Source organism: Agrobacterium sp. MS2 (assembly GCF_003261015.1).
In the GTDB taxonomy this organism is placed as follows: domain Bacteria; phylum Pseudomonadota; class Alphaproteobacteria; order Rhizobiales; family Rhizobiaceae; genus Agrobacterium; species Agrobacterium pusense.
Genome location: NZ_QLNF01000086.1, coordinates 530,294 through 556,197, shown reverse-complemented (window position 1 = coordinate 556,197; position 25,904 = coordinate 530,294). Strand labels below are relative to the sequence as shown.

General features: G+C 58.6%; 23 protein-coding genes. 10 read left to right on the top strand and 13 right to left on the bottom strand.

The window, feature by feature from the left end; translation table 11 throughout:
* Nucleotides 1-33: 33 nt before the first annotated feature.
* The 5 genes from DOU54_RS25480 to DOU54_RS25460 form a co-directional block, all read right to left on the bottom strand.
* Complete coding sequence (locus tag DOU54_RS25480) at nucleotides 34-915, bottom strand: carbohydrate ABC transporter permease (protein ID WP_080823321.1); 882 nt, start codon at nucleotides 913-915, stop codon at nucleotides 34-36.
* A complete protein-coding gene (locus tag DOU54_RS25475; RefSeq protein ID WP_072493332.1) occupies nucleotides 912-2,000 on the bottom strand; it encodes a carbohydrate ABC transporter permease in 1,089 nt (362 codons plus the stop codon). The genes DOU54_RS25480 and DOU54_RS25475 overlap by 4 nt, the downstream gene beginning before the upstream one ends.
* An 11-nt stretch (nucleotides 2,001-2,011) precedes the next feature.
* On the bottom strand, nucleotides 2,012-3,280 hold the full coding sequence (locus tag DOU54_RS25470; RefSeq protein ID WP_072493331.1) for a sugar ABC transporter substrate-binding protein: 1,269 nt from the start codon (nucleotides 3,278-3,280) through the stop codon (nucleotides 2,012-2,014).
* 152 nt (nucleotides 3,281-3,432) lie between these two features.
* The gene (locus DOU54_RS25465) at nucleotides 3,433-4,398 is read right to left on the bottom strand and encodes an MYG1 family protein (RefSeq protein ID WP_072493330.1); all 966 of its coding nucleotides are present in this window, start codon (nucleotides 4,396-4,398) and stop codon (nucleotides 3,433-3,435) included.
* A gap of 159 nt (nucleotides 4,399-4,557) precedes the next feature.
* Nucleotides 4,558-5,025, bottom strand: coding sequence for an Lrp/AsnC family transcriptional regulator (locus tag DOU54_RS25460; RefSeq protein WP_044459110.1), 468 nt, complete (start codon nucleotides 5,023-5,025; stop codon nucleotides 4,558-4,560).
* 123 nt (nucleotides 5,026-5,148) lie between these two features.
* Here DOU54_RS25460 and DOU54_RS25455 point away from each other — a divergent pair, with 123 nt between their 5' ends.
* Together DOU54_RS25455 and DOU54_RS25450 are read left to right on the top strand one after the other, a co-directional pair.
* Nucleotides 5,149-6,432: a cystathionine gamma-synthase family protein gene (locus tag DOU54_RS25455; RefSeq protein ID WP_004445895.1), complete on the top strand. Its 1,284-nt coding sequence runs from the start codon at nucleotides 5,149-5,151 to the stop codon at nucleotides 6,430-6,432.
* Nucleotides 6,433-6,517: 85 nt separating this feature from the next.
* A complete protein-coding gene (locus DOU54_RS25450; protein ID WP_072493329.1) occupies nucleotides 6,518-7,228 on the top strand; it encodes a DUF2161 domain-containing phosphodiesterase in 711 nt (236 codons plus the stop codon).
* A gap of 83 nt (nucleotides 7,229-7,311) precedes the next feature.
* Here DOU54_RS25450 and DOU54_RS25445 read toward each other — a convergent pair whose 3' ends face one another.
* A complete protein-coding gene (locus DOU54_RS25445) occupies nucleotides 7,312-8,208 on the bottom strand; it encodes a LysR family transcriptional regulator (RefSeq protein ID WP_113732038.1) in 897 nt (298 codons plus the stop codon).
* Nucleotides 8,209-8,313: 105 nt separating this feature from the next.
* Here DOU54_RS25445 and DOU54_RS25440 point away from each other — a divergent pair, with 105 nt between their 5' ends.
* The 4 genes from DOU54_RS25440 (at nucleotide 8,314) to DOU54_RS25425 (ending at nucleotide 12,038) form a co-directional block, all read left to right on the top strand.
* Complete coding sequence (locus DOU54_RS25440) at nucleotides 8,314-9,396, top strand: 4-oxalomesaconate tautomerase (protein WP_006697219.1); 1,083 nt, start codon at nucleotides 8,314-8,316, stop codon at nucleotides 9,394-9,396.
* A gap of 46 nt (nucleotides 9,397-9,442) precedes the next feature.
* Nucleotides 9,443-10,444, top strand: coding sequence for an ABC transporter substrate-binding protein (locus tag DOU54_RS25435; protein ID WP_022563095.1), 1,002 nt, complete (start codon nucleotides 9,443-9,445; stop codon nucleotides 10,442-10,444).
* A gap of 63 nt (nucleotides 10,445-10,507) precedes the next feature.
* Nucleotides 10,508-11,275 (top strand): ABC transporter ATP-binding protein, encoded by a 768-nt coding sequence (locus DOU54_RS25430; protein ID WP_034497358.1) that lies wholly within the window; start codon nucleotides 10,508-10,510, stop codon nucleotides 11,273-11,275.
* Entirely contained in the window at nucleotides 11,262-12,038 is a 777-nt protein-coding gene (locus DOU54_RS25425; protein ID WP_004445883.1) for an ABC transporter permease, read from the top strand. Before DOU54_RS25430 ends, DOU54_RS25425 begins: the two co-directional genes overlap by 14 nt.
* Before the next feature lie 175 nt (nucleotides 12,039-12,213).
* Here the strand turns inward: DOU54_RS25425 and DOU54_RS25420 are convergent, their stop codons facing one another.
* From DOU54_RS25420 to DOU54_RS25395, 6 genes are all read right to left on the bottom strand, one after another.
* Nucleotides 12,214-13,299: an ABC transporter ATP-binding protein gene (locus DOU54_RS25420; protein ID WP_004445881.1), complete on the bottom strand. Its 1,086-nt coding sequence runs from the start codon at nucleotides 13,297-13,299 to the stop codon at nucleotides 12,214-12,216.
* Nucleotides 13,296-14,123, bottom strand: a complete 828-nt coding sequence (locus DOU54_RS25415) for a carbohydrate ABC transporter permease (protein WP_004445880.1) — start codon at nucleotides 14,121-14,123, stop codon at nucleotides 13,296-13,298. The genes DOU54_RS25420 and DOU54_RS25415 overlap by 4 nt, the downstream gene beginning before the upstream one ends.
* Entirely contained in the window at nucleotides 14,120-15,022 is a 903-nt protein-coding gene (locus DOU54_RS25410) for a carbohydrate ABC transporter permease (RefSeq protein ID WP_006697215.1), read from the bottom strand. Before DOU54_RS25410 ends, DOU54_RS25415 begins: the two co-directional genes overlap by 4 nt.
* A 108-nt stretch (nucleotides 15,023-15,130) precedes the next feature.
* Nucleotides 15,131-16,363, bottom strand: coding sequence for an ABC transporter substrate-binding protein (locus DOU54_RS25405; RefSeq protein WP_006697214.1), 1,233 nt, complete (start codon nucleotides 16,361-16,363; stop codon nucleotides 15,131-15,133).
* Nucleotides 16,364-16,424: 61 nt separating this feature from the next.
* Complete coding sequence (locus tag DOU54_RS25400) at nucleotides 16,425-17,327, bottom strand: sugar phosphate isomerase/epimerase family protein (RefSeq protein WP_037092039.1); 903 nt, start codon at nucleotides 17,325-17,327, stop codon at nucleotides 16,425-16,427.
* Nucleotides 17,328-17,339: 12 nt separating this feature from the next.
* Complete coding sequence (locus tag DOU54_RS25395; RefSeq protein WP_113732037.1) at nucleotides 17,340-18,374, bottom strand: Gfo/Idh/MocA family protein; 1,035 nt, start codon at nucleotides 18,372-18,374, stop codon at nucleotides 17,340-17,342.
* A 139-nt stretch (nucleotides 18,375-18,513) separates the two neighbouring features.
* Here DOU54_RS25395 and DOU54_RS25390 point away from each other — a divergent pair, with 139 nt between their 5' ends.
* Nucleotides 18,514-19,548: a LacI family DNA-binding transcriptional regulator gene (locus tag DOU54_RS25390; protein ID WP_004445871.1), complete on the top strand. Its 1,035-nt coding sequence runs from the start codon at nucleotides 18,514-18,516 to the stop codon at nucleotides 19,546-19,548.
* A gap of 53 nt (nucleotides 19,549-19,601) precedes the next feature.
* On the opposite strand, the gene DOU54_RS25385 is transcribed toward DOU54_RS25390, so the two are convergent.
* On the bottom strand, nucleotides 19,602-20,216 hold the full coding sequence (locus DOU54_RS25385) for a TetR/AcrR family transcriptional regulator (RefSeq protein WP_100911236.1): 615 nt from the start codon (nucleotides 20,214-20,216) through the stop codon (nucleotides 19,602-19,604).
* A 298-nt stretch (nucleotides 20,217-20,514) separates the two neighbouring features.
* Between DOU54_RS25385 and DOU54_RS25380 the strand changes: the two genes are divergently transcribed.
* Genes DOU54_RS25380 through DOU54_RS25370 form a run of 3 tightly spaced genes read left to right on the top strand, consistent with a single transcriptional unit; the run spans nucleotide 20,515 to nucleotide 25,744 of the window.
* Nucleotides 20,515-21,591 carry an efflux RND transporter periplasmic adaptor subunit gene (locus DOU54_RS25380; protein WP_113732105.1) on the top strand — a complete coding sequence of 359 codons (1,077 nt, stop codon included), beginning with the start codon at nucleotides 20,515-20,517 and terminating at the stop codon, nucleotides 21,589-21,591.
* Complete coding sequence (locus DOU54_RS25375) at nucleotides 21,591-22,676, top strand: efflux RND transporter periplasmic adaptor subunit (protein WP_037092034.1); 1,086 nt, start codon at nucleotides 21,591-21,593, stop codon at nucleotides 22,674-22,676. Before DOU54_RS25380 ends, DOU54_RS25375 begins: the two co-directional genes overlap by 1 nt.
* Nucleotides 22,673-25,744 carry an efflux RND transporter permease subunit gene (locus DOU54_RS25370; RefSeq protein ID WP_034497346.1) on the top strand — a complete coding sequence of 1,024 codons (3,072 nt, stop codon included), beginning with the start codon at nucleotides 22,673-22,675 and terminating at the stop codon, nucleotides 25,742-25,744. Before DOU54_RS25375 ends, DOU54_RS25370 begins: the two co-directional genes overlap by 4 nt.
* Nucleotides 25,745-25,904 lie beyond the last annotated feature (160 nt).

Genomic DNA, 25,904 nt, shown 5'->3' with positions numbered 1-25,904 from the left:
GGCGGTTTAAGATGTCGGGCAGCCTCCAAAACGCTATCCCTTTATTCCGCTTGCTGCGATGCTGGAGATGAAAAGTCTCTGCAGACACAGGTAAAATATCAGCACGGGCAGGGTAATAATGGTGAGATAGGCCATGACTTCACCCCAGGGCGTATTGAGCTGGAAGAAATACTGCAGCCCCACCATAACCGGCCGGTAAGCCTCGGACTGCGTGACGAGAAGCGGCCATAGATACTGCTGGCTGTACATGACGAGAAACTTCAAGATCGCAGCTGTTGCGATCACCGGCCCGCTGAGCGGCATTACCACCTGTGCGTAGATACGCAGCCAGCTGGCTCCGTCGATACGTGCCGCCTCCAGTAATTCCTTCGGCAGATCCTTGAAATATTGGACGAAGAGAAAAATCGTCAATCCGTCCGCGATCCATGGAATGATCTGCACATGCCAGGAATTGAGCCAACCCCAGGTAAACCCGCCGCTGCCGATCCATGGCAGATTGTTAACCTCCAGCAGCAGCGGCACTGCAATCGTCTCAAACGGAATAATGAGCGTGGCGAGAATGATCGAGAAGAGAACGTCCTTGCCGCGCCAGTTCAAAAAAGTAAAAGCGAAGGCGGCAAGCGAGCCGAGCAGCAGGGCGAGAAATACGGTGACGCCAGTTACCACAACGGAATTGAATATGAAGGTTGCAATCGGCGCCCGGGCGAAAGCCGCAGTATAGTTTTCGAGCGAAAGATCTCCCACCGGCAGGAAGGCTCGTATCGAAGTCGCATCGCTCAACAGCTGGTCGTTCGGTTTTAGCGATGAGAACCCCATGAACAACAGGGGTAGGATGAAGATCCCCGCGAAGGCGAGCATGAGCGCGTAATTGCCGATGAGAAAAACGGGACTTTTGCGGCGTCCGGCCTGCATCATTGCTTCTCCCTTGTCAGGTAGCGCTGGGTGAGCGAAATGCACAGGACAAGCAGGAAAAGGACGACAGAAATTGCGGAGCCCGCGGCTATGTCCTGCTGGCGGTATCCTCGCTCAACCGCCTGATAGACGATGCTCTGCGTAGAGTCGCGAGGCCCGCCTTTGGTCATCACATCGATCTGCGCAAAAAGCGCAAAAGCCTGCATGGTAATAACGATGATAACGAGTACGGCCGTGTTGCGCAGCAGCGGCCAGGTTATCATGCGGAACTTCTGCCAGCGGCTCGCGCCTTCAATGTCCGCTGCCTCGTAGAGATCGGGCGAGATAGTCTGCAGGCCGGAAAGCCAGATGACCATATGGAAACCGACGCCCTGCCAGACTGACATCACCAGAATGGCCCATAAGGCGGTATCGGTTCTGCCCAGCCAGTCGACGGGCTGGAAGAGCCCAAAACTCATATAGCTCAGAAGGCTGTTCAAGAGCCCATTATCGGCGGCATAAATAAACCGCCAGAGAAGCGCCACCACGACCACCGACAAGACCACCGGCATGAAATAGATCGCACGAAAAATCGTGACGCCGGGGATTTTCTGGTTCACCAACAGGGCAAGAAACAGCGCTAGCGCCGCCTGAACCGGCGCGACCACGACCACGAAGGAAAGGGTGTTTACGACGGCGGTCAGAAATACGACGTCGCGTGCGAGAATGACGATCCGGTTCTCGCCCCAGCTGAAGTTCTTATATTCCCGCATTCCGTCCAGATGAGGATAGTCGGAGTTGTTGCGGGTGAAATTACGAATTCTCGGATAGGAGATGGAGCCATCCGCATCCCGGCTGATGCTTCCATTGGCCTGCCTTTCCGGCTTGAGCGTCAGCACACCGACGCCCAGCAGCCGGCTGTAGTTTTCAAAGCCGACGAACTCCGTCGGGTTGGGAGATGTGAGCCGCTGGTTGGTGAAGGAAAAACCCAGCCCCAGCAGAAATGGTGTGATCAGGAAGAGCCCGATCAGCACCACCGCCGGTGCGGCCATGAACCAGCCCGTGAAGCCGTCCCGGGCCGGTTTTCTCTGTGAAGAAAAGAGCGCCATCGATCACGCCCCTATTTGGGTTGGTAACCGGAATTGCGTTCCAGATTGTTGTTTATCTCGTCCGTTGCATTATCGAGGGTATCGGCCACATCCGCACCGTTGGCAATGTCGGAAAGAGCCTTGGAGAAGACCGGCGAGATGAAGGCGTAGGCCGGAGTGACAGGACGCAACGTACCCTGGCGTCTGGATAGTTCGAAGAAAACTTCGAGCGGGCCGCCCTTCTTGTAATTCTTCGTCATCTGGGCTGCCGAGGGCGTGGCCGGGATAAGACCGATCGCATCCGAGAACTGCGCGAGATATTTGTCCTGGATGGCGAATTCGATGAAGGCGGAAGCGCCTTCGGGATGCTTGCTGGTGGCCGAAACGCCAAACTGCCATGACCCCGCGCCGATTTTCGGACCCTGCCCGAAATCAGGCGCAGGCAGGAAAAGCAGATCGTCTCCATATTTTTCCAGAGCCTTCACCGCAACCCAGTTGCCCATCCATTGCAAGGCGTGGCGACCTTCCACAAATCCGGTTTCGTGGTCGGCGGGTGATTGCGATGTCCCGGGGGCAAGCTTCTTGGCGAACAGGGATTGCCACCACTCCCCGAACTTGACGGCATTGTCTCCATTGAGGAAGTCCTCGGCGGTTCGATAATTCGCCTTGTCGATCAGGCTGCCGCCGAAACTTTCCAGAAAGGGACTGAAAGCATAGCTGTACCATTCGGTTTTATCGGCCATGCCGAGATCGATGGCATATTCGAACTTGCCGCTGGCAGCGAGCTTCTCAAGGGCTGCGTTGAATTCCTCGCCGGTCCACGGCTGTTCAAGAGTTGGAATGCGGATACCGTTTTCATCGAGCACCGATTTCCGGGCGAAAACCGCCACGGCAGCGTCCCACAGACCGACCGAATAGAGCATGTCTCCCCACCGGCCCACGGCGCCGGGCAGGAAATTCGCAAGCTTTGTCTCGTCGATCTTCAGTGGTTGCAAATATCCGGACCACGCCCAGTTGGGCATGTTCGGACCGTCGACATCCAAAATGTCCGGCAGCTTGTTGGAAAGCGCAGCAGCGGTGACGGATTCATTATATGCATTCTGGGGGAATTCCTGAAGCGAGACCCGCCAGTCCGACTGGGACGAGTTGAAGTCCTCGATGATACCGGCCAGAATCTTGCGTTCTTCAACATTGCCTGCGCCGTGATACCACATCGTCAGGTCGGTCTGGGCCAGTGCGGCGGTGGAAAAAAGCATCGACAGGGCAGTTGCTGCCCCCGCAAAAATGGCTCTGCTGGTCATAGATGGTCCTCCTCCTCACGAAGGGTAACTTCAACATCTACAGATTGTTCCGCAGAAATTTGCGTCCAGACGCTATGCGGAGAACCGCGTTTTAAAAAATGCAGACAGGATCGCGGATTTGCCCCGCCCGAACCGCATCAGCAGCCAGGCGCTCAGGTCCCGCCATTTGACGGCTCTGTCGCCGGTGCTTTGTTGCTGAAGGAGAGAGCCTCTTTCACCGCCAGTTCTGCCATGGCCAACGCGGCGTCGCGGGTCTTTGCAGCTGCGACAAACCGGCCGTTATGGCAGAAGCTCGCGCCTTCCACGCCACAAACCGCTTCCAGATCCTTGTCAGTCAGGCCTGCCCAGGCCGCCGGCAGATCCGCCCGCAACGCGAAGCCCTCGTCGGCGCGCCGGATACCGGTCAGGCACCAGTCGTTGTTACGCGGATGAACGACGAAGAGCAGATTATCGGCGCCTGCCTTCACGATGGCGGGCCGGAACGGCATTCCCATCGGCAACTCGAGAATATGCCCTTCGCCAGCATCCACGATAGCCTGCTTCACAAGCGCTTCGGCGCGCAACTTTGCGGCACTGTTGGTTATTTTTGCCTCAACGAAGCTGCGGGCAATGCCCAGCGCCGCGTGGAAATTGCGATTGTCCGCTTCGGGATCGGTGTCATCAAAAACGGGTTTCAGAGTTTCAAGCAGGACGGGCAGGGTCAGCCCGGCGAGCGGTCCGGCGGTCGAGGGGCTGAGCGCCCCATTGTCAACAAGGTCAACAGGCAACACAAAACCGGCATCGAAAGAAGCGTGAATGGTTTCGATGTGGTGTTCTGGAACGCCGAAGGCAGCAAGATAATCGCGGCCGAAATGCTTCCAGATCAGCCCGAACGAACTGTAGGGCTGTCCGTCATCGCGTAACGGCGCGCCGCGCTGGTGGTGGTCGAACATTCCTCTTGCTGCGTCGTAGGCGCCGCCCACGTCGTAGATGATGCGGTCCGCACCGGCAGCGAGCCATTCCGGTGCCCTGCTGCGGATGAGGCGGGCCTGCGGGAAAAGCCGTGTCAGCACAACGCTCGACAGAAGTTCATCGGCATGGAAGCCGCCGGAATGGGTGACGAGGAAGTCCGGGTTCATGTCAGGATGTGCCTTGTTGCTTGCGGAAGAGCCGCCCGAGAATGGGGCACCTGATACCCTTTGCCGTACATCATCTCAACCCGCCACGACCCTAATTCGGATCAAAATTTCCCCCGGAAGGTGCGGACGGCATGCAGCCAGCGCGACATTGTCCGCGCGTTACGCCGACCAGATGCGCCGCGTCTTGATCGTGTTCATGACGAAGCTGGTCTCGATGGTGTCCACGCATTTCAGCTTCGCGATCTTGTCCTTGATGAAACGCTCGTAATCCTCCAGTCCGCCGCACATGACCTTCAGCATGTAATCCTTCGTGCCCGTGACAAGATGACATTCGAGAACCTCGTCCCACTCAAGAACCGCCGCCTCGAACATCCGGATTTCATCATCGTGCTGGCGGCTGAGGCGAATGGATGCGAGAGCTGTCATGGTCCATCCCTCGATCGCCGGGTCGATGATGGCGGAATATCCCTTGATGGCACCCATTTCTTCCAGGCGTCGAAGCCGGCGTAGACATGCGGATGCCGACAGCCCCACGCGCTCGGCGAGTTCGTTATTCGTGATCCGTGCATCGGCGGACAATTCCCGAAGTATCCGCCGGTCGATCGGGTCTGCAATTTTCTGCGACATAAATTACAATTCTCCGCAATATATTGCTTTATGGGGCATATAAACGCTCCAAAATGCAAGGCATTTCGACTTCATTGCGTGTAACCTGCAGGAAGTTCAACGCCAGCTGAGGGATCATCGGAAATGACTGCGCCGCATCCGTCCAAAACCCATATCGGCAACCATGCTCTTCATCCCGAAACCCAGATGCTCAATTACGGGTATGATCCGGAGTTGTCGGAGGGCGCCGTGAAGCCACCGGTGTTCTTGACATCCACCTTCGTTTTCAAGTCGGCAGAAGATGGTCGCGACTTCTTCGATTATGTCTCCGGGCGCAAGGAGCCGCCGGAGGGTAGAGGCGCCGGTCTCGTTTATTCGCGTTTCAACCATCCAAACAGCGAGATCGTCGAGGATCGTCTTGCAGTTTATGAACGGACGGAGAGCTGTGCGCTCTTCTCCTCGGGCATGTCCGCGATTTCGACGACGCTTTTCGCCTTCGTGCGGCCCGGCGATACAGTGCTCCATTCCCAGCCCCTTTACGGCGGCACGGAAACGCTTCTCGCGAAGACCTTTCATAATTTCGGCGTGTCCGCAGTGGGTTTCGCCGATGGTGTCAGCGAAACCTCGGTCATGGCGGCGGCAGAGGAGGCGATGGCGAAAGGCAGGGTGTCCGTTATCCTGATCGAGACCCCCGCCAATCCGACGAACAGCATTGTCGACATCGCCATGATAGGCCGAGTCGCCGAGGTGATTGGCAAAAGGCAGGGGCACAGGCCGATCATCGCCTGCGATAACACGCTTCTTGGTCCTGTATTCCAGCGGCCCATAGAACATGGCGCCGATATTTCGCTCTATTCGCTGACAAAATATGTTGGCGGGCATTCCGATCTTATCGCCGGGGCGGCACTGGGGCGCAAGGATGTGATGAAGCAGGTGAAGGCCCTACGTGGGGCGATCGGCACGCAGCTCGATCCGCACTCGTGCTGGATGCTCGGACGTTCCCTGGAGACGCTGCAAATCAGGATGGAACGGGCGGACAGCAACGCCAGGCTTGTGGCTGAATTCCTGAATGCCCATCCCAAGGTCGAAAAAATCCACTACCTGCCATTCAGCGATCCGGCATCCGCGGTTGGCAAGGTGTTTGCCGCCCAATGTTCGGGGGCAGGATCCACCTTCTCATTCGACATTGTCGGCGGGCAGGCCGCATCTTTCAAATTTCTCAATGCGCTCAACATATTCAAACTTGCGGTAAGCCTTGGCGGCACGGAATCCCTTGCTTCTCATCCCGCAACGATGACGCATTCAGGCGTTCCTGCCGATGTCCGTCAGCGTATCGGTGTGCTTGATTCCACGATCCGGCTGTCAATCGGCATCGAACACCCCGACGATCTTATCGCCGACCTGACCCTTTCACTGGATCAGGTCTGACGCTTCACGTGCCAACCAAGAGGTTGTCCTGTGCAGGCGGATCGATATATCTGGGGGTAGTATAGTCACGTGAACCTTCAGGCATATGGAAACTTCGCTTTATCTGCCCGTCAAAGATTTCCTCGAAGAGGCGGGTTATACCGTCAAGGGCGAAGTCGGCGGCTGTGATCTTGTTGGCTTGAGCGATAACGATCCCCCCGTCGTCGTCATCTGCGAGCTAAAGCTGAGCTTCAATCTGGAGCTCATTTTGCAGGCTGTCGATCGCGCAGCTATCGCAGATGAGGTGTGGATCGCCGCCCGGGTCTCTGCCAGGGGTAAGGGCCGCGAGGCTGACAGGCGTTACCGCGATCTTTGCCGCAGGCTCGGGATCGGTATGCTGGGAATCTCCGATGCCGGTGACGTCAGCATCATCGTCGGCGCCGTTTCGCCGATGCCGCGAACCAATCCGAAACGGCGGTCGCGGCTCATGCGGGAACATCAGAGGCGGCGGGGCGATCCCACGGCGGGTGGGAGCACGCGCATGCCAATAATGACAGCGTATCGCCAGCAGGCGCTTGGCTGCGCCGTGGCGCTGGCGTCGGGTCCGATGCGCGTGCGTGAGGTCAGGTCCAATATACCCGATGCCGGGAAGATACTGCTTTCGAATGTTTATGGCTGGTTCGAACGACTCGACCGGGGAGTCTACGGTCTGACAGAGGCCGGACACGAAGCTTTGCAGCGGTGGCCACAGCAGGACGTGCCGGCAAAGGCTGTCGACGGGATTGTGCGAGGCACGGTCGGCTTCGAAGAAACCTGACGGCGAAAAACCTTTCCAAGACTTCAGGAGATCAGGATTGCGGGGTCAGGGGCCCTCCCGGGCATCCCCGACCCATCAGGTGACTACTGTGTCTTCCAGGTCTCCAGCAGCAGCCGGACGAATTTTTCCGCGGCGGGCGAAAGGGCACTGCTTCGCCTTTGTACAATGCCAATCGTACGGGAGACGACGGGATTGACGATCGGCCTGGTGATGAGAAATGGATGTTCGTCCTGCGGCGTGGCCAGCCGCGGCAGAACGGAAATGCCCAGTCCGGCTTCGACCAGCCCGAGCGACGTATTGAGATGAGTCACCTCATAAAACCAGTTCAGCTTTAGATTGTGTCTCGCAAGCGCGCCGTCTAGAAGGGTCCTGTTTCCGCTCGAACGGTCCACGACGACGAGCGGATAGGCTTCCAGCTGATTCCATTCAATCGTTTCGAAATTTGCCAACGGGTGATCTTTCCTCATCGCCAGCACGAACGGGTCATCGATGAGCGGTTCGAATGACAGTTCGGGATCGGAATTGCCCATCAGGTTGATGCCGAATTCCACCTCGCCTCTCGCAACCGCCTGCAGCCCCTCATTTGCCGTGAGATCCCTGATGCGCAGCCTGATGTTTGGATATTGCTGACTGAAGGTCTTGATAACCGTGGGAAGAAAGTAGAAAGCGGCGGTGGGAACGCAGGCCATCGTGATGAGGCCGCGCCGTTGCGCGCCATCTTTCATGGCGAACAGCGACCCATCGAATTCTTCCAGCATACGCCGGACAAGCGGCATCACCTCCTGGCCCATGGCGGTGGGAGCGACATGTCGAGTCGTTCTCTCCAGAAGCGGTGCGCCGATGGCCTGCTCCAGCTTCTGGATGCGGCGGGTGAGCGCCGGCTGGGAGATATGCAGCGCCTCCGCTGCCCTGTGAAAGCTCTCAAGCTCAACTACGGATTGAAATGCGCGCAAATCCAGTAGTTCGCAATTGATGCTCATTTCGCAATAAACCTCCAAAACATTGCATTTAACAGATTAGACTCTTTTGCCCATATTGCAACAACGCGGCGCATTGATCCGCAAAATGCAAGATTGAGGCTAATCATGAACGATCTGATGAAGATACCCTGTGTGCTGATGCGCGGCGGAACGTCTCGCGGACCGTTCTTTCTGGCTTCCGATTTGCCCCGAGATCCGGCGGCAAGGGATGCGGCTCTGCTGTCCATCATGGGCTCAGGCCATCCGCTGCAGATCGACGGTATCGGCGGGGGCAATCCGGTTACGTCGAAGGTGGCGATCATCGGACCTTCAACGGTCGCCGGCGCCGATATTGATTATCTGTTCGCACAGGTGCGCACCGACAGGCAGCATGTCGATTATTCCCCCAATTGCGGGAATATGCTGGCCGCCGTCGGTCCCTTCGCGATTGAGGCGGGGCTCGTGCCGGCGCAGGGTAACGATACGCTTGTCAGGATTCACAACGTGAATACCGGCAAACTGATCGAGGCGAAGGTGCCGACGCGGGGCCGCGAGGTAATTTATCTTGGTGACGCATCGATAGACGGTGTTCCGGGTCTTGCGGCACCTATCGCATTGACATTCATGGATGCAGCCGGCGCGAAAACCGGCAGGCTGTTGCCGACCGGAAAACCCGTCGATGTGATAGACGGGGTGGATGTAACGGCGATAGATTGCGCCATTCCGATGGTTCTCATGCGGGCAGCTGATCTCGGCGTCACCGGCTACGAAGATCCGCAATCGCTCTCCGCCAATCGAGACCTGATTGAACGGATGACCCGCATACGCATCGAGGCTGGAAAGATGATGGGGATGGGAGACGTTCGGGATATGGTCATTCCAAAGCCGGTGCTCATTGCGCCGGCGCGGCGGGGTGGAACGTTTTCGGTCAGGTATTTCATGCCGAACGAGTGCCATCCTGCCCTCGCGACAACCGGCGCTGTCGGCATCGCGACGGCGGCCGTAACGGAAGGCACCGTCGCCTATAGTGCGGCAGGAGGGCTTTCCGTGCCGACCCAGATCCGAATCGAACATCCCGCAGGCCGTCTGGATGTACAGCTGGAAATGCGAAACGGAGCCATAACAGCCGGACTTGTAAGGACGGCGCGCAGGCTGTTCGAAGGCTTTGCCTTCGCCAAGCCGATGGCTGCGATTGAAGACGCAGCATAGACAAGGCCATAGTGGCTAAAATATCGCGAAACGGGAGGAGACCCTCATGCGTAAATACCTGCTTGCAACGGCTGCGCTCTGTGCGCTGGCGGCAACCGCCAATGCCGAATCTGTCAGAATGAGCGTCGGCTCATACAACCTCAACAACCTGCCTTTCCCCGTTGCGGCCAGCCTCGGCTTTTATAAGGAAGAGGGGCTTGATGTGACGACCGAGAACTTTGCCCAGGGAGGCTCGAAGGTGCTACAGGCGCTCGTCGCCGGCTCCACGGACGTCGCCGTCGGTTTTTATGACCACACCATTCAGATGCAGTCCCAGAACAAGCACGTCGTGGGCTTCGTTCAGCTCGCCCGCAACTCGGGTCTGGTTCTTGCAGGAAAGAACGATACTGACTTCGATCCCGCAAAGCCTGAGACGATCAAGGGCAAGAAGGTCGGTATCACCTCGCCAGGCTCTTCCTCGGACTTCTTCATTCGCTACTATATGAAGCAGCACAATTTAAGCGACAACGATATCTCCATCATCGGCGTCGGCTCGGGTGCTGCCGCCGTTGCGGCCCTGCAGCAGGGCAAGATCGATCTGCTCGTCAATTATGACCCGGCGGCCACGATTGTCGTCGAACGCGGGCTGGGCAAAATCCTCATCGATGCACGCAGCGATCAGGGCGCAAAGGATGTTTATGGCGGCATCTATCCGACCTCCGTGCTTTACGCGACCCAGGAGTATATCGACGCGAATCCCGAAGTGATCCAGAAGGTCACCAATGCGACGGTACGGGCGCTGCACTGGATGAAGCAGCATTCGGCGGAAGAAATCGTCGAGAAGCTTCCTGACGACTTCGTGTCCGGGGACAAGAAAACCTACATCAAGGCCGTCGAAGCCGCGAAGGCTATCTTCTCGGAAGACGGCAAATTCGAGCCCGGCGATCTCGAAACGCCGCTTGCCGTTCTCAAGACCTTCAACGAGGCAGTGGCAAAGGCGTCGATCGACCTCAACACCACCTATACCAACAAGTTCGTCGAAGCCGCGGCTTCGAAGGCTGCAAACTGAGAGGCCGCCATGTCATCCCCAGTCAGAAAGCTAGAGCCAGTGGCGGACTTCAAACCACAGCCCATGGTCGCGATCGAGAACGTCACCATGGCATTCGGTGCGTTTGTTGCAGTCCAGGACGTTAACCTCAAGGTCGGCGATGGCGAGTTTCTTTCCATTGTCGGGCCCACCGGGTGCGGAAAGTCGACCATCCTCAATGCCATTGCTGGCTTGCTGAAGCCCGCGCAGGGCACGGTTTCCATCGACGGTTCAGCGGTCCAGGGCGTGCAGAACAATATCGGATATCTGTTTCAGCAGGACGCCCTCCTTCCCTGGAAGACCGCATTTCAAAATGTCGAGCTTGGTCTGATGTTCCGGGGCGTTGCCGAGGACGAGCGGCGTGCCAAGGTCATGGCATGGCTTGAAAAAGTCGGCCTCAAGGGTTTTGGCGACCGTTTTCCGCATCAGCTTTCCGGCGGGCAGCGTAAACGCGTACAGATGGCGCAGGCGCTGATTACCGAGCCGAAGGTCATCCTGATGGACGAGCCCTTCTCGGCACTCGATATCCACACCCGCCATCTCATGCAGAACGAATTGCTGCGCCTGTGGCAGGAGGATCGCCGGGCGGTGGTCATGATTACCCATGATCTGGAGGAGGCTATTGCGCTCGGAGATCGGGTCGTCGTTCTGGCTGCGGGTCCGAAGAGCCGTGTCATCGAGAGCTTTCCCGTCGATCTCGAACGACCCCGCAACGTCGCTGAAATCAAACTCGATCCGAAGTTCATGACGCTCTATCGCGATATCTGGGCGTCCCTGCGCGGCGAAGTGGAGAAAAGCTATGCAAGCCGTTAATGTTCGTATCATCCAGGTCGTTCTCCTGGTCGTGCTTCTTGGCGGATGGCAACTCGGTGTGTCCTCCGGCGCCATTGATCGCTTCTTCTTTCCCGCACCCTACGATATCGTCAGGCAGGTGATCGACTGGGTTGCGGATGCCGGCTTCTACAAGCATGTCGGCATTACCCTCAGCGAAACCGTGCTCGGTTATCTCATCGGCACCGGTCTCGGGGTGGGCGCTGGCGTCTGGCTGGGCCTCAGCCCCTTCGTCGCCCGCGTGCTCGATCCGTTCATCAAGGCGGTAAACGCCATTCCCCGCGTCGTCCTGGCTCCGATATTCGTTCTCTGGCTTGGCCTCGGTCTGTGGTCGAAAGTTGCCCTTGCGGTTACACTCGTCTTTTTCGTCACCTTTTTCAACGCCATGCAGGGTGTGCGCGAAGTAAATCCGGTCGTGCTGTCAAATACCCGCATCCTCGGGGCGCGGCGCACGGATCTGCTGCGTCATGTCTATTTTCCCGCTGCGGCGAGCTGGATTTTGTCGTCGCTGCGCACCTCCGTCGGCTTTGCGGTGGTTGGCGCGATCATCGGAGAGTATCTTGGGGCTTCTGCAGGCCTCGGCTACCTCATTGCCCGGTCGGAAGGCAATTTCGATGCGGTCGGCGTTTTCGCAGGCATCATCATCCTTGCGGTCTTCGTCCTCATCATCGACCTCATTCTCGATGTCGCAGAGAAAAGGCTGATCACGTGGAGGCCCAACGCAGGCGAAGAGCGGCCTGCATGAGGCCGAGGTAGCTGAAATCCAGCGGGGCAGCCATTTGGCTGCCCCGTTTTTTTGAACCGTCCCGGCGATGTGGGCCATGGCCTTTCCGACATTACACGGCAGAGCTTCGATTTCTGGAGCTGGACGATCGGGGATCGTTAAACCGAAGATGATCGGCGTCCCGCTTCGCTGCGGTTCACCGGTTTACAAGCCCAGCGCCTGTCTCTTCATCGAAGAGATGCATATCGGACGGGTCAACGTCGAGGCCGATGACCTCGCCGGCCTTGACCGGGCTGCGGCCCTGTATCGCAATCACCAGTTCCGTGGATGTGCCGAGTGTCAGGAAAGTTGCCGAGCCCGTTGTCTCCACAGCGGAGACGGGCAGTGTCAACGCCGCTCCCGTTGCAGTAGCGGGGCTGATATGTTCGGGCCTGATGCCGACGATGAGATGTTTGCCCGGCTGCAGGGGGGCGGGGCTTCTGATCGACTGCAGGGGTTCACCGTCGCCGAACCGCAGCTGGAGCGATGCGCCATCCGGACTCACGGTCGCCGGGATGAAGTTCATGGCTGGGGAGCCGATAAAGCCTGCGACGAAGCGGTTGACGGGATGGTCATAGAGCTCCAGCGGTGTCCCCTGCTGCTCGATTACCCCGTCACGCATCACGACGACATGATCGGCCATGGTCATCGCCTCGATCTGGTCATGGGTGACATAGACCGAGGTGGCATGCAGGCGGTCGTGGAGGGCGCGGATTTCCTTGCGCATGTGAACCCGCAGGGCCGCATCGAGGTTGGAGAGCGGCTCATCGAACAGGAACGCCTGCGGATTACGGATGATCGCCCGGCTCATGGCGACACGCTGGCGCTGCCCGCCAGAGAGTTCTCGGGGATAACGCTTCATGAGCTTGGAAAGCCCCGTCGTGGCGGCAACCTCTTCCGCGGCCTTGCGGGCTTCTGCCTTGGCGACACCACGCATGCGCAGCGAATAGGTGAGGTTTTCCTCGACCGTCATATGCGGGTAGAGCGCATAGGACTGGAATACCATCGCCACATCGCGCTTGCGCGGCGGCACACCGTTCATCAGCGTGCCGGCAATGCGCATGTCACCGGCCGAGATGCTCTCCAGGCCGGCGAGCGAGCGCAGAAGCGTGGACTTGCCGCAGCCGGATGGTCCCACAAGGGCGACAAAGGTGCCCTTCTTGATGGAAAGGTTGATGTTCTTCAGGGCATGGAAAGCGCCGTAATATTTGTTGACGCCTGATAGTTCGATCTGAAGGGTCATTTTAGCGCTCCTGATGTCAGGCCGGATACGATGCGGCGCTGCAAGAGAATGAAGAGGGCGAGAATGGGCGTCACATACATGGTCGCATAGGCCATGATGTTGTTCCATTCGCTGGTGTTGGGCCCCATGAAGGAATTGAGACCGACGCTGGCGGGCTGCAGTTCCGCCGCCTGGATCATCGATTTGGAGTAAACGAACTCACCGAAGGCCTGCATGAAGATGAGAATGGCGCTGACGAGGATGCCGTTTCTGGCAAGCGGCAGCACGATATTGAAAAACGCGCCGACCCTCGAATTGCCGTCTACGAGCGCTGCCTCCTCCAGTTCCTGCGGCACGGCCATGAAGGTGGCGCGCACCAGCACAACGAAGAAGGGCATGCTTTTCGCCGCAATGGCGAGGATGACCGACAGGCGTGGATAATCCAGAAGCCCGAATTGCGAGAAACCGACGAAGATCGGCGTGATCATCAATGAAGCTGGAAGGACTTGCAGCATCAGGATGAGGAACAGGCCGATATCCACCCAGACATTGCGATAACGGGCCAGCACATAGGCGCAGCCGACGCCGAGGATGGTGATCAAAAACACCGCACTCGAAGCGATCAGCACCGAATTCCACAGGTAACGGCCCATGTTGCGGCTGTTCCAGACATAGGCGTAGGTCTGCCATTGTGGTTCACCAGGCCAGAAGGAGGGGGGATTGGCGAACATCTCCGAGCCGCTTTTGAGCGAGGTCAGATACATCCAGTAGAGCGGGAAAAGGTAGATGATGGCAAGAATGATGGCGATTGCCAGCATCAGGCGGTTACGGTTGTTGATGCTCATCCGCGTACCTCATGCCGTGTGGAGCGCACATAAACGATGGAGGCCAGCATGACGAAAACGATCATGATGACTGAAATCGTCGCGCCCTTGCCGAAGTCATATTGCCGGAAGGACAGATCCCAGGCCCAATATTGCGCCACGTTGGAACTGTTATTGGGTCCGCCATCGGTAATGGCGGCAAATAGATCGAATTGCTGTAAGGTGAAGATCAGCCCGAGCGAGATGATCGCGCCGATGGTGGAGCGCATCATGGGCAGCGTGATGGTGTAGAAGCGCTGCCAGGCGTTGGCGCCATCAAGCTCGGCGGCTTCGTAAAGATCGCCGGGAATGGAGGCGAGGCCGACGGAAAGGAGGATCATGTTGAAGGAGGTGCCGAGCCAGATATTGGCGATCACAACCGCCCAGAGCGAAAAATTCGCATCCGAACGCCAGAAAATATTGCCTGATATCAGTCCGCTTTCGCGCAGGAAGAAGTTCAGAACCCCGAAGTCGCCGGACAAAATCCAGTTCCAGATGGCACCGACAACGAGGCCGGGCATGACCCATGAAACGAGGAACAGGCCCCGCAGCCAGGTGGCGCCGGGGAAATTGACCCAGAAAAACAGAGCCAGACCGAAGCCGATGACAAATTGCCCCGCTATGGAAGCGACGACAAAGGTTACCGTATTCATCAGAATGGGCCAGGTTTCCGGCTGTCGGAACAGATCGACATAGTTCTTGAAACCGACGAACGGGCGCACGAAGGTGCCCAGACTGAACATGTCGACTTCCTGAAAGCTCATGACGATGTTGTAAAGCAGGGGTAACCCCGCCATCACGAAGAGGAAAGCCAAAGGAAAGGCGACAAGGGCGATATCGAAACCGCGACCATCGCTGATGCTGGAAAGCAGCTTTTTCATAAGAAATCCTCGCAAGCTCCGCTCGGGGTCGCCGCCGCTTATCACGGCAAGCGACCCCACCGGGAGGAACCCTGCGGATGGGGCCGGACATGCCGGCCGCCTCCCTGATCAACCATCGACGAGCTTGATTTTCTGTGCAGCCTGGTCGAGTGCGTCCTTCGGAGACATCTGTCCCGTCAGCGCGGCCTGAATGGCATCCTGAATGGCCTTCGAGATTTTCGGCCATTCGGGCGAGGGGCCACGCGGCTGTGCATATTTGAGCTGCTCGACGAAGGTCTTGAGCGCTTCATCCTTCAGCGCATTGCCGGTGGGCGGTACGGGAATGTCCGAACGCGCCGGCAATTGGCCAAAATTCTTGAACATGTCCTTGTCCTGCGAGACAAAGAACTCGATCGCCTTGAAGGCCTCTTCAGGATGTTTGGTCTTCGAGAAGATCGCCCAGTTATAGTCCCCCATGGCCGATGAGCGCGGCGCATCGGGCGCCGGAACCGGCAGCAGCGTGACGCCCCAGTCGAACTTCGCGTCCTTCAGCATGCGGTCGATTTCCCATGGGCCCGAAATGACCATGGCGGCGTTGCCGGCGTTGAAGGTCGCGGTAGAATCCCACTGGCTGCGTGTCAGCGTATCGGGCGAAGCCAGTTTTTCGTCCAGCATCAGCTTCCACGTCTCGAGCGCTTTCACGGCTCCCTCGGTGTTGATGTTCTTGTAGGTGGCGCCAGCCATCTGCGCCCAGGGCAGGAACTGGAATGTGCCCTCCTCATTCGCCTTGGCGCTGAAGCTGATGCCATAGACGTTCTTGGAAGGGTTGGTCAGTTTGCGTGCCGCGTCAACCAGCTCATCCCAGGTTTGCGGCGGCTTTGCCGCATCCAGCCCGGCGGCCTTGAACAGATCCTTGTTGTAATAAAGAGCGATCGTGTTGGTCGCCTTCGGGACGCCGAAATATTTTCCATCCCACATTACCGATTTCAGCGGGCCGGGGAAATAATTCTCCGTCTTGATGACATCGGACTTGGCTATCATGTCGGTCACATCGAGGAAGGCTCCGCGTGCGGCGAACATGGCGTGGTTGGGGTTGTCGATGGCGATGATGTCGGGCGCATTGCCGGTCGAATAGGCGCGCATGGATTCGCTCACCACGTCATCGAACTGCAGTTGCCGGTATTCGATCTTGATGCCGTTATTGAGCGCGTTGAACTCCTTGATGAGATTTGGAGCAGGCTGGATATCCCGGTCCAGCGACCACAAGGTCAAAGTCACGTCCTCTGCCTGTGCCGCAATCGCGCCGGCGGACACGCCCGCCAACAGAAACGCGCCGGCCATCATGCATTTTGCGATACCCATAATCTCCTCCTCTTGGTTATCGTCTCTGCAATCTCGGGAACCTTCTCCCAAAAGGTTTCCGTTATGTCGGATCGACGACGAAATCGCCGCCTCGGCATTTTTTCAGATAGTTCAGGCCATGCACCTGTCCGGTCATTTCCAGCGCATCGCGGTAGACCGGATCATGCCAGCCTTCGATATCGATCGAGCCGGACCAGCCGGCGAGGCGCAGCTCGGAAATAATGTCGGTCCAGTTGCTGTCGCCGAAACCCGGCGTGCGCATGAAGACGAACTTCTCCTTGCCGAAAATGCCGTGCTCGCGGATGACGTCCCAGCGGATGGTCGCGTCCTTGCCATGCACGTGGAAAATCTTCTTCGCCCATTTGCGGATCTGCGGTAGCGGATCGATCAGATAAACCATCTGGTGGCAGGGTTCCCACTCGATGCCGATATTCTCGTCCGGCGTTTCGTTGAAGATCAGTTCCCAAGCATCTGGATTATGCGCAATGTTCCAGTCGCCCGTCTGCCAGTTGCCGTCCATGGCGCAGTTTTCAAAAGCGATCTTTATGCCCTTGTCGGCGGCACGCCTAGCAAGCTCGCTCCAGATTTCCTTATATCTGGGCAGGCTCTCCGGCAGCGGCCTGCCGCGCAGGCGGCCGGTGAAACCTGCCACGCAATTCGCACCGAAATGATGGGCGTTGTCGATGCAATCCTTCCAGCCCTGCAATGTCTGAAGGTCGATATCGGTTTCTTCCAGCGGATTGCCAAACATGCCGAGCGTACTGATGGTGATATCGCGGTCGCCAATTGCGTCAAGGCAGCGCTTGCCGAGTTCGGCAAGGTCCTGACCGTTGGTCGTCTGCCAGAAGAAGGGTTCGAAGCTTTCAAAGCCGAGATCGGCGATCTGACCGATACGTTCGGCCGCCTGACCCTTGGTGGCGCTGATCATGGTGCCGATGCGGATGGATGTTGCCGGATTGCTCACGTCTGTCGGTCCTTATGCTGCAATGGAAACGCGCTGGCCGAGACGCGCGCTTTCGATCGCGCCCATCACCATTGCGAGGCTGTTGATGTTGTCGAAGGAGGCTGTTTCCGGCATCTCGCCGGTACGTATGGATTCGAGAAATGATAGAATGACGCTGGCATGGCCGCGCTTGTCCTTGTCTGACACGACATCGGAAACGTTTACGGTCTTGAAGCCACGCAGAAGACCCTGTTCGTTGCCAGCCACCGAGGCGGAAAAACCGTCTTCGCCATCCCAGAGAATCATGCCTTTGGAGCCGATCAGCCGCCAGCGTGCTTCCCAACTTGTCCGCTCGCCTTCAGCGCACCACGAGCCGCGATAGGTGAAGACGACATCGTTGGAGAACTCGAAAATCGCGTTGGCGCTGGCCCCATGCGCGTACCATGAGCCCGCCGGGTTCTTCTCCACACAGAAGACGGAGAGCGGCTTTTCATTGGCGACGAAACGGGCCGCGTCGAAGGTGTGAATTGCCATATCGAGAAGCAGGACGTTTTTCATCTCCTCGCGAAACCCCCCGAAATGCGGCCCCAAGAAGAAATCGCAGTGGATGGCGGTCAGATCACCGATGACGCCGTCCTCCAACGCGCGGCGTAGACGTCTGATGCCGGCCACGAATCGACGGTTTTGCACCACGGCGTGAATTTTGCCGGCTTTTTTCGCCAGTTCCACCAGCGTCGCGGCGTCCTCCATCGAGGCTGCAAGCGGCTTTTCGCTCAGCACATGGCATCGAGCTGCGAGACCGGCTTCGACTACGGCAAAACGCGCCTGGGGGATGACGATGTCAAAAAGAATGTCGGCTTTCGTTTCGGCGAGAACCGCGCGAAGATCGGTGCCGATAACCGCGCCAGCGAGGGCGAATTCCTCGGCAAGCGCGCGGGCCGTGCCTTCGTTCAGGTCCACCAGACCTGCGATCCTGATTTCGCCGGCGATTTCCGGCGAGGACTGGATGGCGCGCAGCCAGCCTTTGGCCATAGCTCCGCACCCGCATAAAACGGCATTAAAAGTCATCTCATCTCCCCGGACTCTTTCGCAAACTCCTCTTTGCGCAGAGTGTCGTAAACGTTTACGAGACTATGCCGATGATGTTAGATATGTCAAGACCATCAAGTGGCGCGCAGATTGCGGGCCGGGATTTGGAGGGGAGCGCATGAAAGGAATTCGCCAGCTTGCCGATTACCTCGAGATATCGATCGGCACTGTTTCCCGTGCGCTGAACGGCAAGCCCGACGTGAACGAAGAGACACGGCGCCGCGTTCTCGAGGCTGCGGAAAAACTGGGTTACGTCGCCAACCAGTCAGGCCGCAGCCTGCGGCAGGGAACGACCAATGTCATTGGCCTGATGACGGGCAGCGACGCGCAGACGGTGGAGAATGCCGATAACTTCTTTCTCGGCTTGACGGATGGCCTGCAAAGCGTGTTTTCCGGTCACAACCTCGATCTCATCGTTCTGCCTTGCCCGGGAGAAGAGGACCCCGACGAATATCTCAAGCGTATGGTGGCGCGCCGCATGGTCGATGCGATGATCATTTCCGCCACCCGGCGAATCGACAGGCGTGTCGATTTTCTCAAGCAGAATCGGCTTCCTTTCGTAGCGCTCGGGCGGACCGCCTCCAGTACGGATCATGCCTGGGTGGATCTCGATTTCGAGGGCGTCGCGAAAAGCGCGATCGATCGCCTCGTGGCCTCCGGGCATCGTTCGATCGCGGTAGCCGCGCCCGACAGCGATATCAATCTCGGGCATGTGTTCCTTGATGGGTACAGGCGTGCGCTGGACGATAATGGCATCGCTTATGATTCCTCTTTGGTCATCCGGGCGAAATCGAGCGAGCAGGGCGGTTATCACGCCGCCAGCGAATGGCTGCAGATGCGGCCTCGGCCGACGGCGATTGTGCTGATCTATGAGTTGATGGCCGTCGGTCTTTATCGTCGTCTTGCGGAAGCGGGGCTCGAACCGGGGCGGGATCTCGCCGTCATCGGATTTCGTGACGGCCCGCGCGGACAGTTTCTCGAACCGCGCCTGACAAGCTTCCGCATGTCGCTGCATGATCTCGGCGTTACGGTGGCGCAGACTCTTTTGTCGACAATGCCGGCCTATGCGCCATTTTATCCCGCCCAGGCCCGCCATTGCATATGGCCGATGGTGCTCGTGGCGGGGGAGAGCGATCCAGGTCCGGTATCGTAGGTCAGCCAGGTGGGGTTCCATCCAGCCCGCGGCGGGCACGATGTTTTGGCTGCTCACGGGAGCAGGCCGTTCATGAGCACGTCGAGGTGAACCTTGATGACGGCCTCCTTTTCCAGACTGCGCCGGTCGTCGAAAATCAGCCTGAAAACCAATGTTCCGACCATTGGTGACATGACGACATGCGCAAGTTCGGGCGCGTTGGCCCTGAATCTCTTTTTCGCGACACCTTTGTCCAGGATAGCATTGATGCGGGCGAGCACCGGCGCCATCAGAATATCATGGTGGTGGTCTATCAGATCCGGAAACTTGGCTCCCTCGGCCACGACGAAACGAAAGAGTTCCCGCATACGCCGGTCATCCACCAGCGTTTCGAACAGGAATTCGAGAAGCAGGCGAAGCTCCTCGACCGGATCGTCGGAGGTGCGTTCGTAGGCTTCGAATGCCTCTTGGAACGGTCTGCCGACGTGCTCGATCATCGCGGCAAAAAGGGCTTCCTTGGTTTCGAAATAGACATAGACCGTGCCTTTCGTCACTCCCACCCGGTCGGCAATGTCTTCGACCCGCGTTGCCGTAAATCCCCTTTTGGTAAATTCCTCAAATGCGGCGTCGAGAATTTGCAGCGGACGTTGTATCTTCTGTTCTGCACGTGAGAGTTTCGTTTTCGCCATTACCCCGGATCCTTACATATTGTCGGCGCGTGCCCTTCTACCCGTCGTGATCGGCGGAAATAACAGGTGGTCTGCCTATCGCACCAGTGCAAAAACCGGAACCGATTTCTGCAGGTGGTTTGATGCTCCGTATGTCAACATATGCCGTTACTTGCCAGCGAATGCGTCGGGCAGTCTGCAATGATCCTTCTCTAGGGGAGGGATACCCCGAACAGCTTCCAGAGCGACGGCATAAGAATTTCATTGACTATACAGTCAGTCAAATATTATGGATGAGGGCGAAGATCAAGAGGTCAGCATGAGAACCATTCTTATCGCATGGGCGGTGGGCGGCGTTTTTGCCCTGTCATCCTGCAGCAATGAAGAGCCGCCGGCCGAAAAGCCGCTGCGAACTGTCGATGTGGTCAAGGCTGAGAAGCAGCCGATCGACCATGGCAGCATCATCACCGGCGAAGTGAGGGCGAGGGTTCAGACGGACCTGTCGTTTCGCGTCAGTGGCAAAATCACCGAAAGGTTGGTGGATGTGGGCGCGCGTGTGACGACAGGGCAACTGCTCGCCCGCATCGATCCGGAGGAGCAGAAGGCCGACATCGATGTTGCCCTTGCCAATCTGCAATCGGCCGAAGCACAACAGACGCAGGCACAATTGGCATTCGATCGCCAGCAAAGTCTTTTCCGGACGCAGGTCACCTCGCGCTCGGCCGTCGACAAGGCCCAGGAGACGCTGCTTACCACGCAGGGCGCGGTCAGATCGGCCCAGGCGCAGCTCGATACGGCGCGCGACGCGCTGTCGTATACGGAACTCAGGGCCGATGCGGATGGCGTGATCACGGCGCGAAATGTCGAAGTAGGCCAGGTGGCGCAGGCTGCCCAGCTCGTGTTCACGCTGGCGCATGACGGGCCGCGCGACGCCGTGTTTGATGTCTACGAATCTCTTTTCCTGGAGCGCGACATCGACAATCTCGTCAATGTCAGCCTCCTTTCGGATCCCGCCCGCGCCGTGGCGGCCCCCGTGCGGGAAATCTCTCCGACGATCGATCCGGACAATGGTACGATAAGGGTGAAGGTCGGTCTTAACGGCGATCTGACCATGCCGCTTGGTGCGCCGGTATCCGGCCATTTCCGCTTCAGGCAGGTGGATGCCATCGAGCTTCCATGGTCGGCAATGACGTCGCAAAAAGGCCGACCCGCCGTCTGGGTGGTGGATCCGCAATCCTCCGAAGTCTCCATGCGGCCGATCGAGGTTGCGGATTATGAGACCAGTCAATTCGTCGTCTCGGCGGGGCTGAACCCCGGCGATCTCGTGGTCACGGGCGGGACAAAATTCCTCCGGACCGGTGAAAAGGTCGCCTATCAAAAGGGGCAGGCACAATAATGTTCAGGATAAACAGAAGCTTGTTTTTGCTGCTGTCCGCGATGGCGCTCTCGTCCTGTCAGGAAAAGCAGGAGGCCGCCGCCGAGGCGCCGCGACCGGTGCTCTCGGTGGTGGTCGAGGAAAAGTCGGCGGATGCGCTGCAGCTCACCGGAACGGTGGAATCGCGCATTCAGACGGATCTCGGTTTTCGCGTCCTCGGGCGGATCATAGCGCGGAACGTCGATGTCGCCGATCTGGTCAAGAAGGGCGATGTGGTGGCCTCGATCGATCCGCTCGCGCTTGAACTGTCGGTGAAGAGCGCGCAGTCGGATCTTTCCAATGCCGAAGCGCAGCTCGCCAATGCCGTGACCACCGAACAGCGCCAGCGTGTGCTGGCGGAGGCGCGTAGCGGCACCGAGGCGGCGCTGGAGGAAGCCCAACAGGCGACGCGCACCGCCAACGCCTCCGTCGCCAAGGCCCGTGCAAACCTGGACAAGGCGGAAGAACAGCTGGGTTACGCGCAGCTCCATGCGGAATTCGACGGTGTTGTCACGGCCACATCGGGTGAAATCGGCCAGGTTGTTTCCGCCGGCCAGACGGTCGTCACCATCGCCCGCCCGGAAGTGCGCGATGTAGTGGTGGATGTTCCGCAATTTGCGGCGCAGCGTCTGGATATCGGCTCGACCTTCGAGATCGCCCTGCAGCTCGATCCAAAAATCCGAACCACCGGCGTGGTGCGGGAAATCGCCCCCGCAGCCGAAACGGCAACGCGCACACGACGGACCAAGATCAGTCTGCAGGATGCGCCGGCGGCATTCCGCCTCGGTTCCGTCGTCACGGCTTCCGTGCTTGCTGCTTCCGAACCGCGGATCATGCTGCCGGCATCGGCCCTGCTGAAAACGGAGGGCGGCTGGTCCGTCTGGATCGTTAATGCCGACACGGCGACCGTCACGGCGCGCCCGGTCACGATAGAGGGTGAACCTGCCGAAGGCGGCAGCGTGCGCATCACCGGCGGCGTCAAACCCGGCGAGCGCGTTGCCAGCGCCGGGGTTCACAAGCTTAAGGATGGACAGGCCATCAGGATCGATCAGGAGGTCCGTCAGTGAAGAAATTCAATCTTTCAGACTGGGCGCTCGAACACCGTTCGCTTGTCTGGTATTTCATGCTGGTTTTCGTTCTCGCCGGCGTTTTTTCCTATCTCAACCTCGGTCGCGAGGAAGACCCGAACTTCACCATCAAGACCATGGTGATCAGTGCCCAGTGGCCCGGCGCCTCGGCGGAGGAAGTGGCGCGGCAGGTGACCGACAGGATCGAGAAGAAGCTCGAGGAACTCGATAATCTCGATCATCTGCGCAGCCAGACGGTGGCGGGCCGCACGACGATCTTTGTGGAGCTGGTGCCGGAAACCAAGGCGCGCAATGTCGAGCCGACCTGGGTGCGGGTGCGCAACATGATCGGCGACATCAAGGGCGAGTTTCCATCCGGCGTGGTCGGCCCCTTCTTCAATGACCGTTTCGGCGACGTTTATGGCAATATCTACGCCTTCACCAGCGACGGTCTCAGCCAGCGGCAATTGCGTGACCTGGTGGAAGATGCCCGCGCCAAGGTCTTGACCGTCGACAATATCGGCAAGGTCGATGTCATCGGCGCACAGGACGAGACGATCTATCTGGAATTTTCCACGCGACAGATCGCGGCGCTCGGCATTGATCAGCAGTCCATCATCAAGACATTGCAATCGCAGAATGCCGTCACCCAGTCCGGCTTCGTCAATGCAGGACCTGAGCGCGTGGCGCTGCGCGTCAGCGGCCAGTTTACGTCTGAAGACAGTCTGCGGGCGATCAACCTGCGCGTCAACAACCGCTTTTTCCCGTTGACGGAAGTAGCGACGATCCGGCGCGGTTATGTCGATCCGCCGTCCTCGCTGTTCCGTTTCAACGGCCAGCCGGCCATCGGCCTCGCAATCGGCATGAAAACCGGCGCGAACCTGCTGCATTTCGGCGAGGCGCTGGATGCGCAGATGAAGCGCGTGGTGGCGGATCTGCCAGTTGGCGTCGATGTGCACCGGGTGTCCGATCAGCCTGCCGTCGTCGATGAGGCGGTGTCGGGCTTCACCTCGGCGCTGTTCGAAGCCATCGCCATCGTCCTTGTCATCAGCTTCATCAGCCTTGGCCTCAGGGCCGGCATGGTGGTGGCGGTTTCCATTCCGCTCGTGCTGGCGATAACCTTCGTCTACATGGAATACACAGGCATTTCGCTGCAACGCATTTCGCTCGGTGCTCTCATCATCGCACTCGGGCTTCTCGTGGATGATGCGATGATCGCCGTCGAAATGATGGTCGCGCGGCTTGAGGTCGGAGACGATCTCAGAAAAGCGGCGACCTATGTCTACACCTCCACTGCCTTCCCGATGCTGACCGGTACGCTGGTCACCGTTGCCGGCTTTATTCCTGTCGGCCTGAACAACAGCGCAGCGGGTGAGTTTACGTTCACACTCTTCGTGGTGATTGCAGTTTCGCTGATCGTGTCTTGGATCGTCGCGGTTTTGTTCACGCCCCTGCTCGGCGTGACGATTCTGCCGAAGACAATGAAATCTCACCACGAGAAGAAGGGCCGGTTCGCCTCGGCCTTTTCCTGGCTTCTCGGCCGGGCGCTGCGCTGGCGCTGGGTGACGATCATCCTCACCATAACCCTGTTCGGCCTGTCCGTGGGTGGCATGAGCCTCGTGCAGCAGCAGTTCTTCCCGTCCTCGGACCGTGTGGAGCTCATCGTTGACTGGAACCTGCCGCAGAACAGCTCGATTGCCGAAACCAACCGGCAGATGGCGCAGTTCGAGCAGGAAATGCTCGCCAAGAATCCGGATATTGACCACTGGACGACCTATGTCGGTGAAGGCGCGCCGCGCTTCATCCTCTCTTTCGACGTGCAGACTCCTGATGTCACCTTCGGCCAGACCGTCATCGTCACCAAGGGGCTGGACGTGCGGGACAAGGTGCGCGCCGAATTGCAGGAATATCTGGACCGTACATTCGTCGGCACTGACGCCTTCGTGAAACTGCTCGATATCGGCCCGCCGGTCGGTAAGCCGGTGCAATATCGCCTCAGCGGCCCGGATATCCAGAAGGTCCGTGAGCTCGGGCAGCAATTGTCGGGCATTGTCGGCGAACACCAGCTGTTGTCCAACATGGTCATGGACTGGAACGAACCGACACGTGTAGTGAAGGTGGATGTGCTGCAGGACAAGGCCCGCCAGCTCGGCGTCTCCTCGGAAGATATCGCCAACGCCATGAACAGCATTGTCGAGGGATCTACGGTCACCCAGGTCAGGGACGACATCTACCTCGTGAACGTGGTGGCGCGGGCGCAGTTGTCGGAGCGCGGGTCCATCGAAACCTTGCAGAATCTGCAATTGCCGGCGACCAACGGCAAGGCCGTGCCGCTTTCGGCCATTGCCAATTTCCGCTACGAGCTGGAGCAACCGACCATCTGGCGTCGCGACCGGATACCGACGGTCACCGTCAAGGCTGCCATCATCGGCCCGACGCAGCCCGCAACGATCGTGACGCAGCTGAAGCCGAAAATAGAGGCTTTCGAGAAAACGCTTCCTGTGGGTTACAAGGTGGAGACGGGCGGTTCGGTGGAATCCAGCGCGGATTCGCAAGCGCCGATCGTCGCCGTGGTGCCGCTGATGTTGTTTGCAATGGCGACGATCCTGATGGTTCAGCTGCAAAGCTTCAGCCGGTTGTTCCTGGTCTTCGCCGTGGCGCCCACGGCCCTGATCGGCGTGGTGGTGGCGCTGCTCTTCTCCAATGCGCCAATGGGCTTCGTCGCCATTCTCGGCGTGCTGGCGCTGATCGGCATCCTCATCCGCAACTCGGTCATCCTCGTCGTGCAGATCGAGCATCTGCGAAGCGAAGGTGTCTCGGCCTGGCGTGCCGTCATTGAGGCGACCGAACACCGCATGCGGCCGATCATGCTGACGGCGGCGGCGGCAACGCTTGCCCTCATCCCCATATCCCGGGAAATCTTCTGGGGGCCGATGGCCTATGCGATGATGGGCGGCATTGTGGTCGGCACGGCGCTTACCCTGCTTTTTCTGCCGGCGCTCTACGTTGCCTGGTTTCGTATTCCGCGCGAGGATGAGAAGCCGGGGGGCGCAGAAATCCAGGCGTGATATCGGATGCCGGGCGAGGTGGTGGCTGCACTGCCTCCTCGCTCCAATAAAAATATCCACCGTCGTTGTTCCCGCGTGCAGGATGATGTTAGGAAGGTCGGCTTAGCCGCGAGAGCGGCAGCCGTCCTTTTGTATTTGGGCGGTTGCGTCGATATCGCGG

What these genes read in the sequence shown, in the direction of transcription:
- DOU54_RS25380 (WP_113732105.1), top strand. Translation starts at nt 20,515, where the DNA reads ATGAGAACCATTCTTATCGCATGGGCGGTGGGCGGCGTTTTTGCCCTG.
- DOU54_RS25385 (WP_100911236.1), bottom strand. Translation starts at nt 20,216, where the DNA reads ATGGCGAAAACGAAACTCTCACGTGCAGAACAGAAGATACAACGTCCG.
- DOU54_RS25435 (WP_022563095.1), top strand. Translation starts at nt 9,443, where the DNA reads ATGCGTAAATACCTGCTTGCAACGGCTGCGCTCTGTGCGCTGGCGGCA.
- DOU54_RS25445 (WP_113732038.1), bottom strand. Translation starts at nt 8,208, where the DNA reads ATGAGCATCAATTGCGAACTACTGGATTTGCGCGCATTTCAATCCGTA.
- DOU54_RS25480 (WP_080823321.1), bottom strand. Translation starts at nt 915, where the DNA reads ATGATGCAGGCCGGACGCCGCAAAAGTCCCGTTTTTCTCATCGGCAAT.
- DOU54_RS25440 (WP_006697219.1), top strand. Translation starts at nt 8,314, where the DNA reads ATGAACGATCTGATGAAGATACCCTGTGTGCTGATGCGCGGCGGAACG.
- DOU54_RS25405 (WP_006697214.1), bottom strand. Translation starts at nt 16,363, where the DNA reads ATGGGTATCGCAAAATGCATGATGGCCGGCGCGTTTCTGTTGGCGGGC.
- DOU54_RS25450 (WP_072493329.1), top strand. Translation starts at nt 6,518, where the DNA reads ATGGAAACTTCGCTTTATCTGCCCGTCAAAGATTTCCTCGAAGAGGCG.
- DOU54_RS25455 (WP_004445895.1), top strand. Translation starts at nt 5,149, where the DNA reads ATGACTGCGCCGCATCCGTCCAAAACCCATATCGGCAACCATGCTCTT.
- DOU54_RS25420 (WP_004445881.1), bottom strand. Translation starts at nt 13,299, where the DNA reads ATGACCCTTCAGATCGAACTATCAGGCGTCAACAAATATTACGGCGCT.
- DOU54_RS25475 (WP_072493332.1), bottom strand. Translation starts at nt 2,000, where the DNA reads ATGGCGCTCTTTTCTTCACAGAGAAAACCGGCCCGGGACGGCTTCACG.
- DOU54_RS25410 (WP_006697215.1), bottom strand. Translation starts at nt 15,022, where the DNA reads ATGAAAAAGCTGCTTTCCAGCATCAGCGATGGTCGCGGTTTCGATATC.
- DOU54_RS25470 (WP_072493331.1), bottom strand. Translation starts at nt 3,280, where the DNA reads ATGACCAGCAGAGCCATTTTTGCGGGGGCAGCAACTGCCCTGTCGATG.
- DOU54_RS25395 (WP_113732037.1), bottom strand. Translation starts at nt 18,374, where the DNA reads ATGACTTTTAATGCCGTTTTATGCGGGTGCGGAGCTATGGCCAAAGGC.
- DOU54_RS25375 (WP_037092034.1), top strand. Translation starts at nt 21,591, where the DNA reads ATGTTCAGGATAAACAGAAGCTTGTTTTTGCTGCTGTCCGCGATGGCG.
- DOU54_RS25460 (WP_044459110.1), bottom strand. Translation starts at nt 5,025, where the DNA reads ATGTCGCAGAAAATTGCAGACCCGATCGACCGGCGGATACTTCGGGAA.
- DOU54_RS25425 (WP_004445883.1), top strand. Translation starts at nt 11,262, where the DNA reads ATGCAAGCCGTTAATGTTCGTATCATCCAGGTCGTTCTCCTGGTCGTG.
- DOU54_RS25415 (WP_004445880.1), bottom strand. Translation starts at nt 14,123, where the DNA reads ATGAGCATCAACAACCGTAACCGCCTGATGCTGGCAATCGCCATCATT.
- DOU54_RS25465 (WP_072493330.1), bottom strand. Translation starts at nt 4,398, where the DNA reads ATGAACCCGGACTTCCTCGTCACCCATTCCGGCGGCTTCCATGCCGAT.
- DOU54_RS25390 (WP_004445871.1), top strand. Translation starts at nt 18,514, where the DNA reads ATGAAAGGAATTCGCCAGCTTGCCGATTACCTCGAGATATCGATCGGC.
- DOU54_RS25430 (WP_034497358.1), top strand. Translation starts at nt 10,508, where the DNA reads ATGGTCGCGATCGAGAACGTCACCATGGCATTCGGTGCGTTTGTTGCA.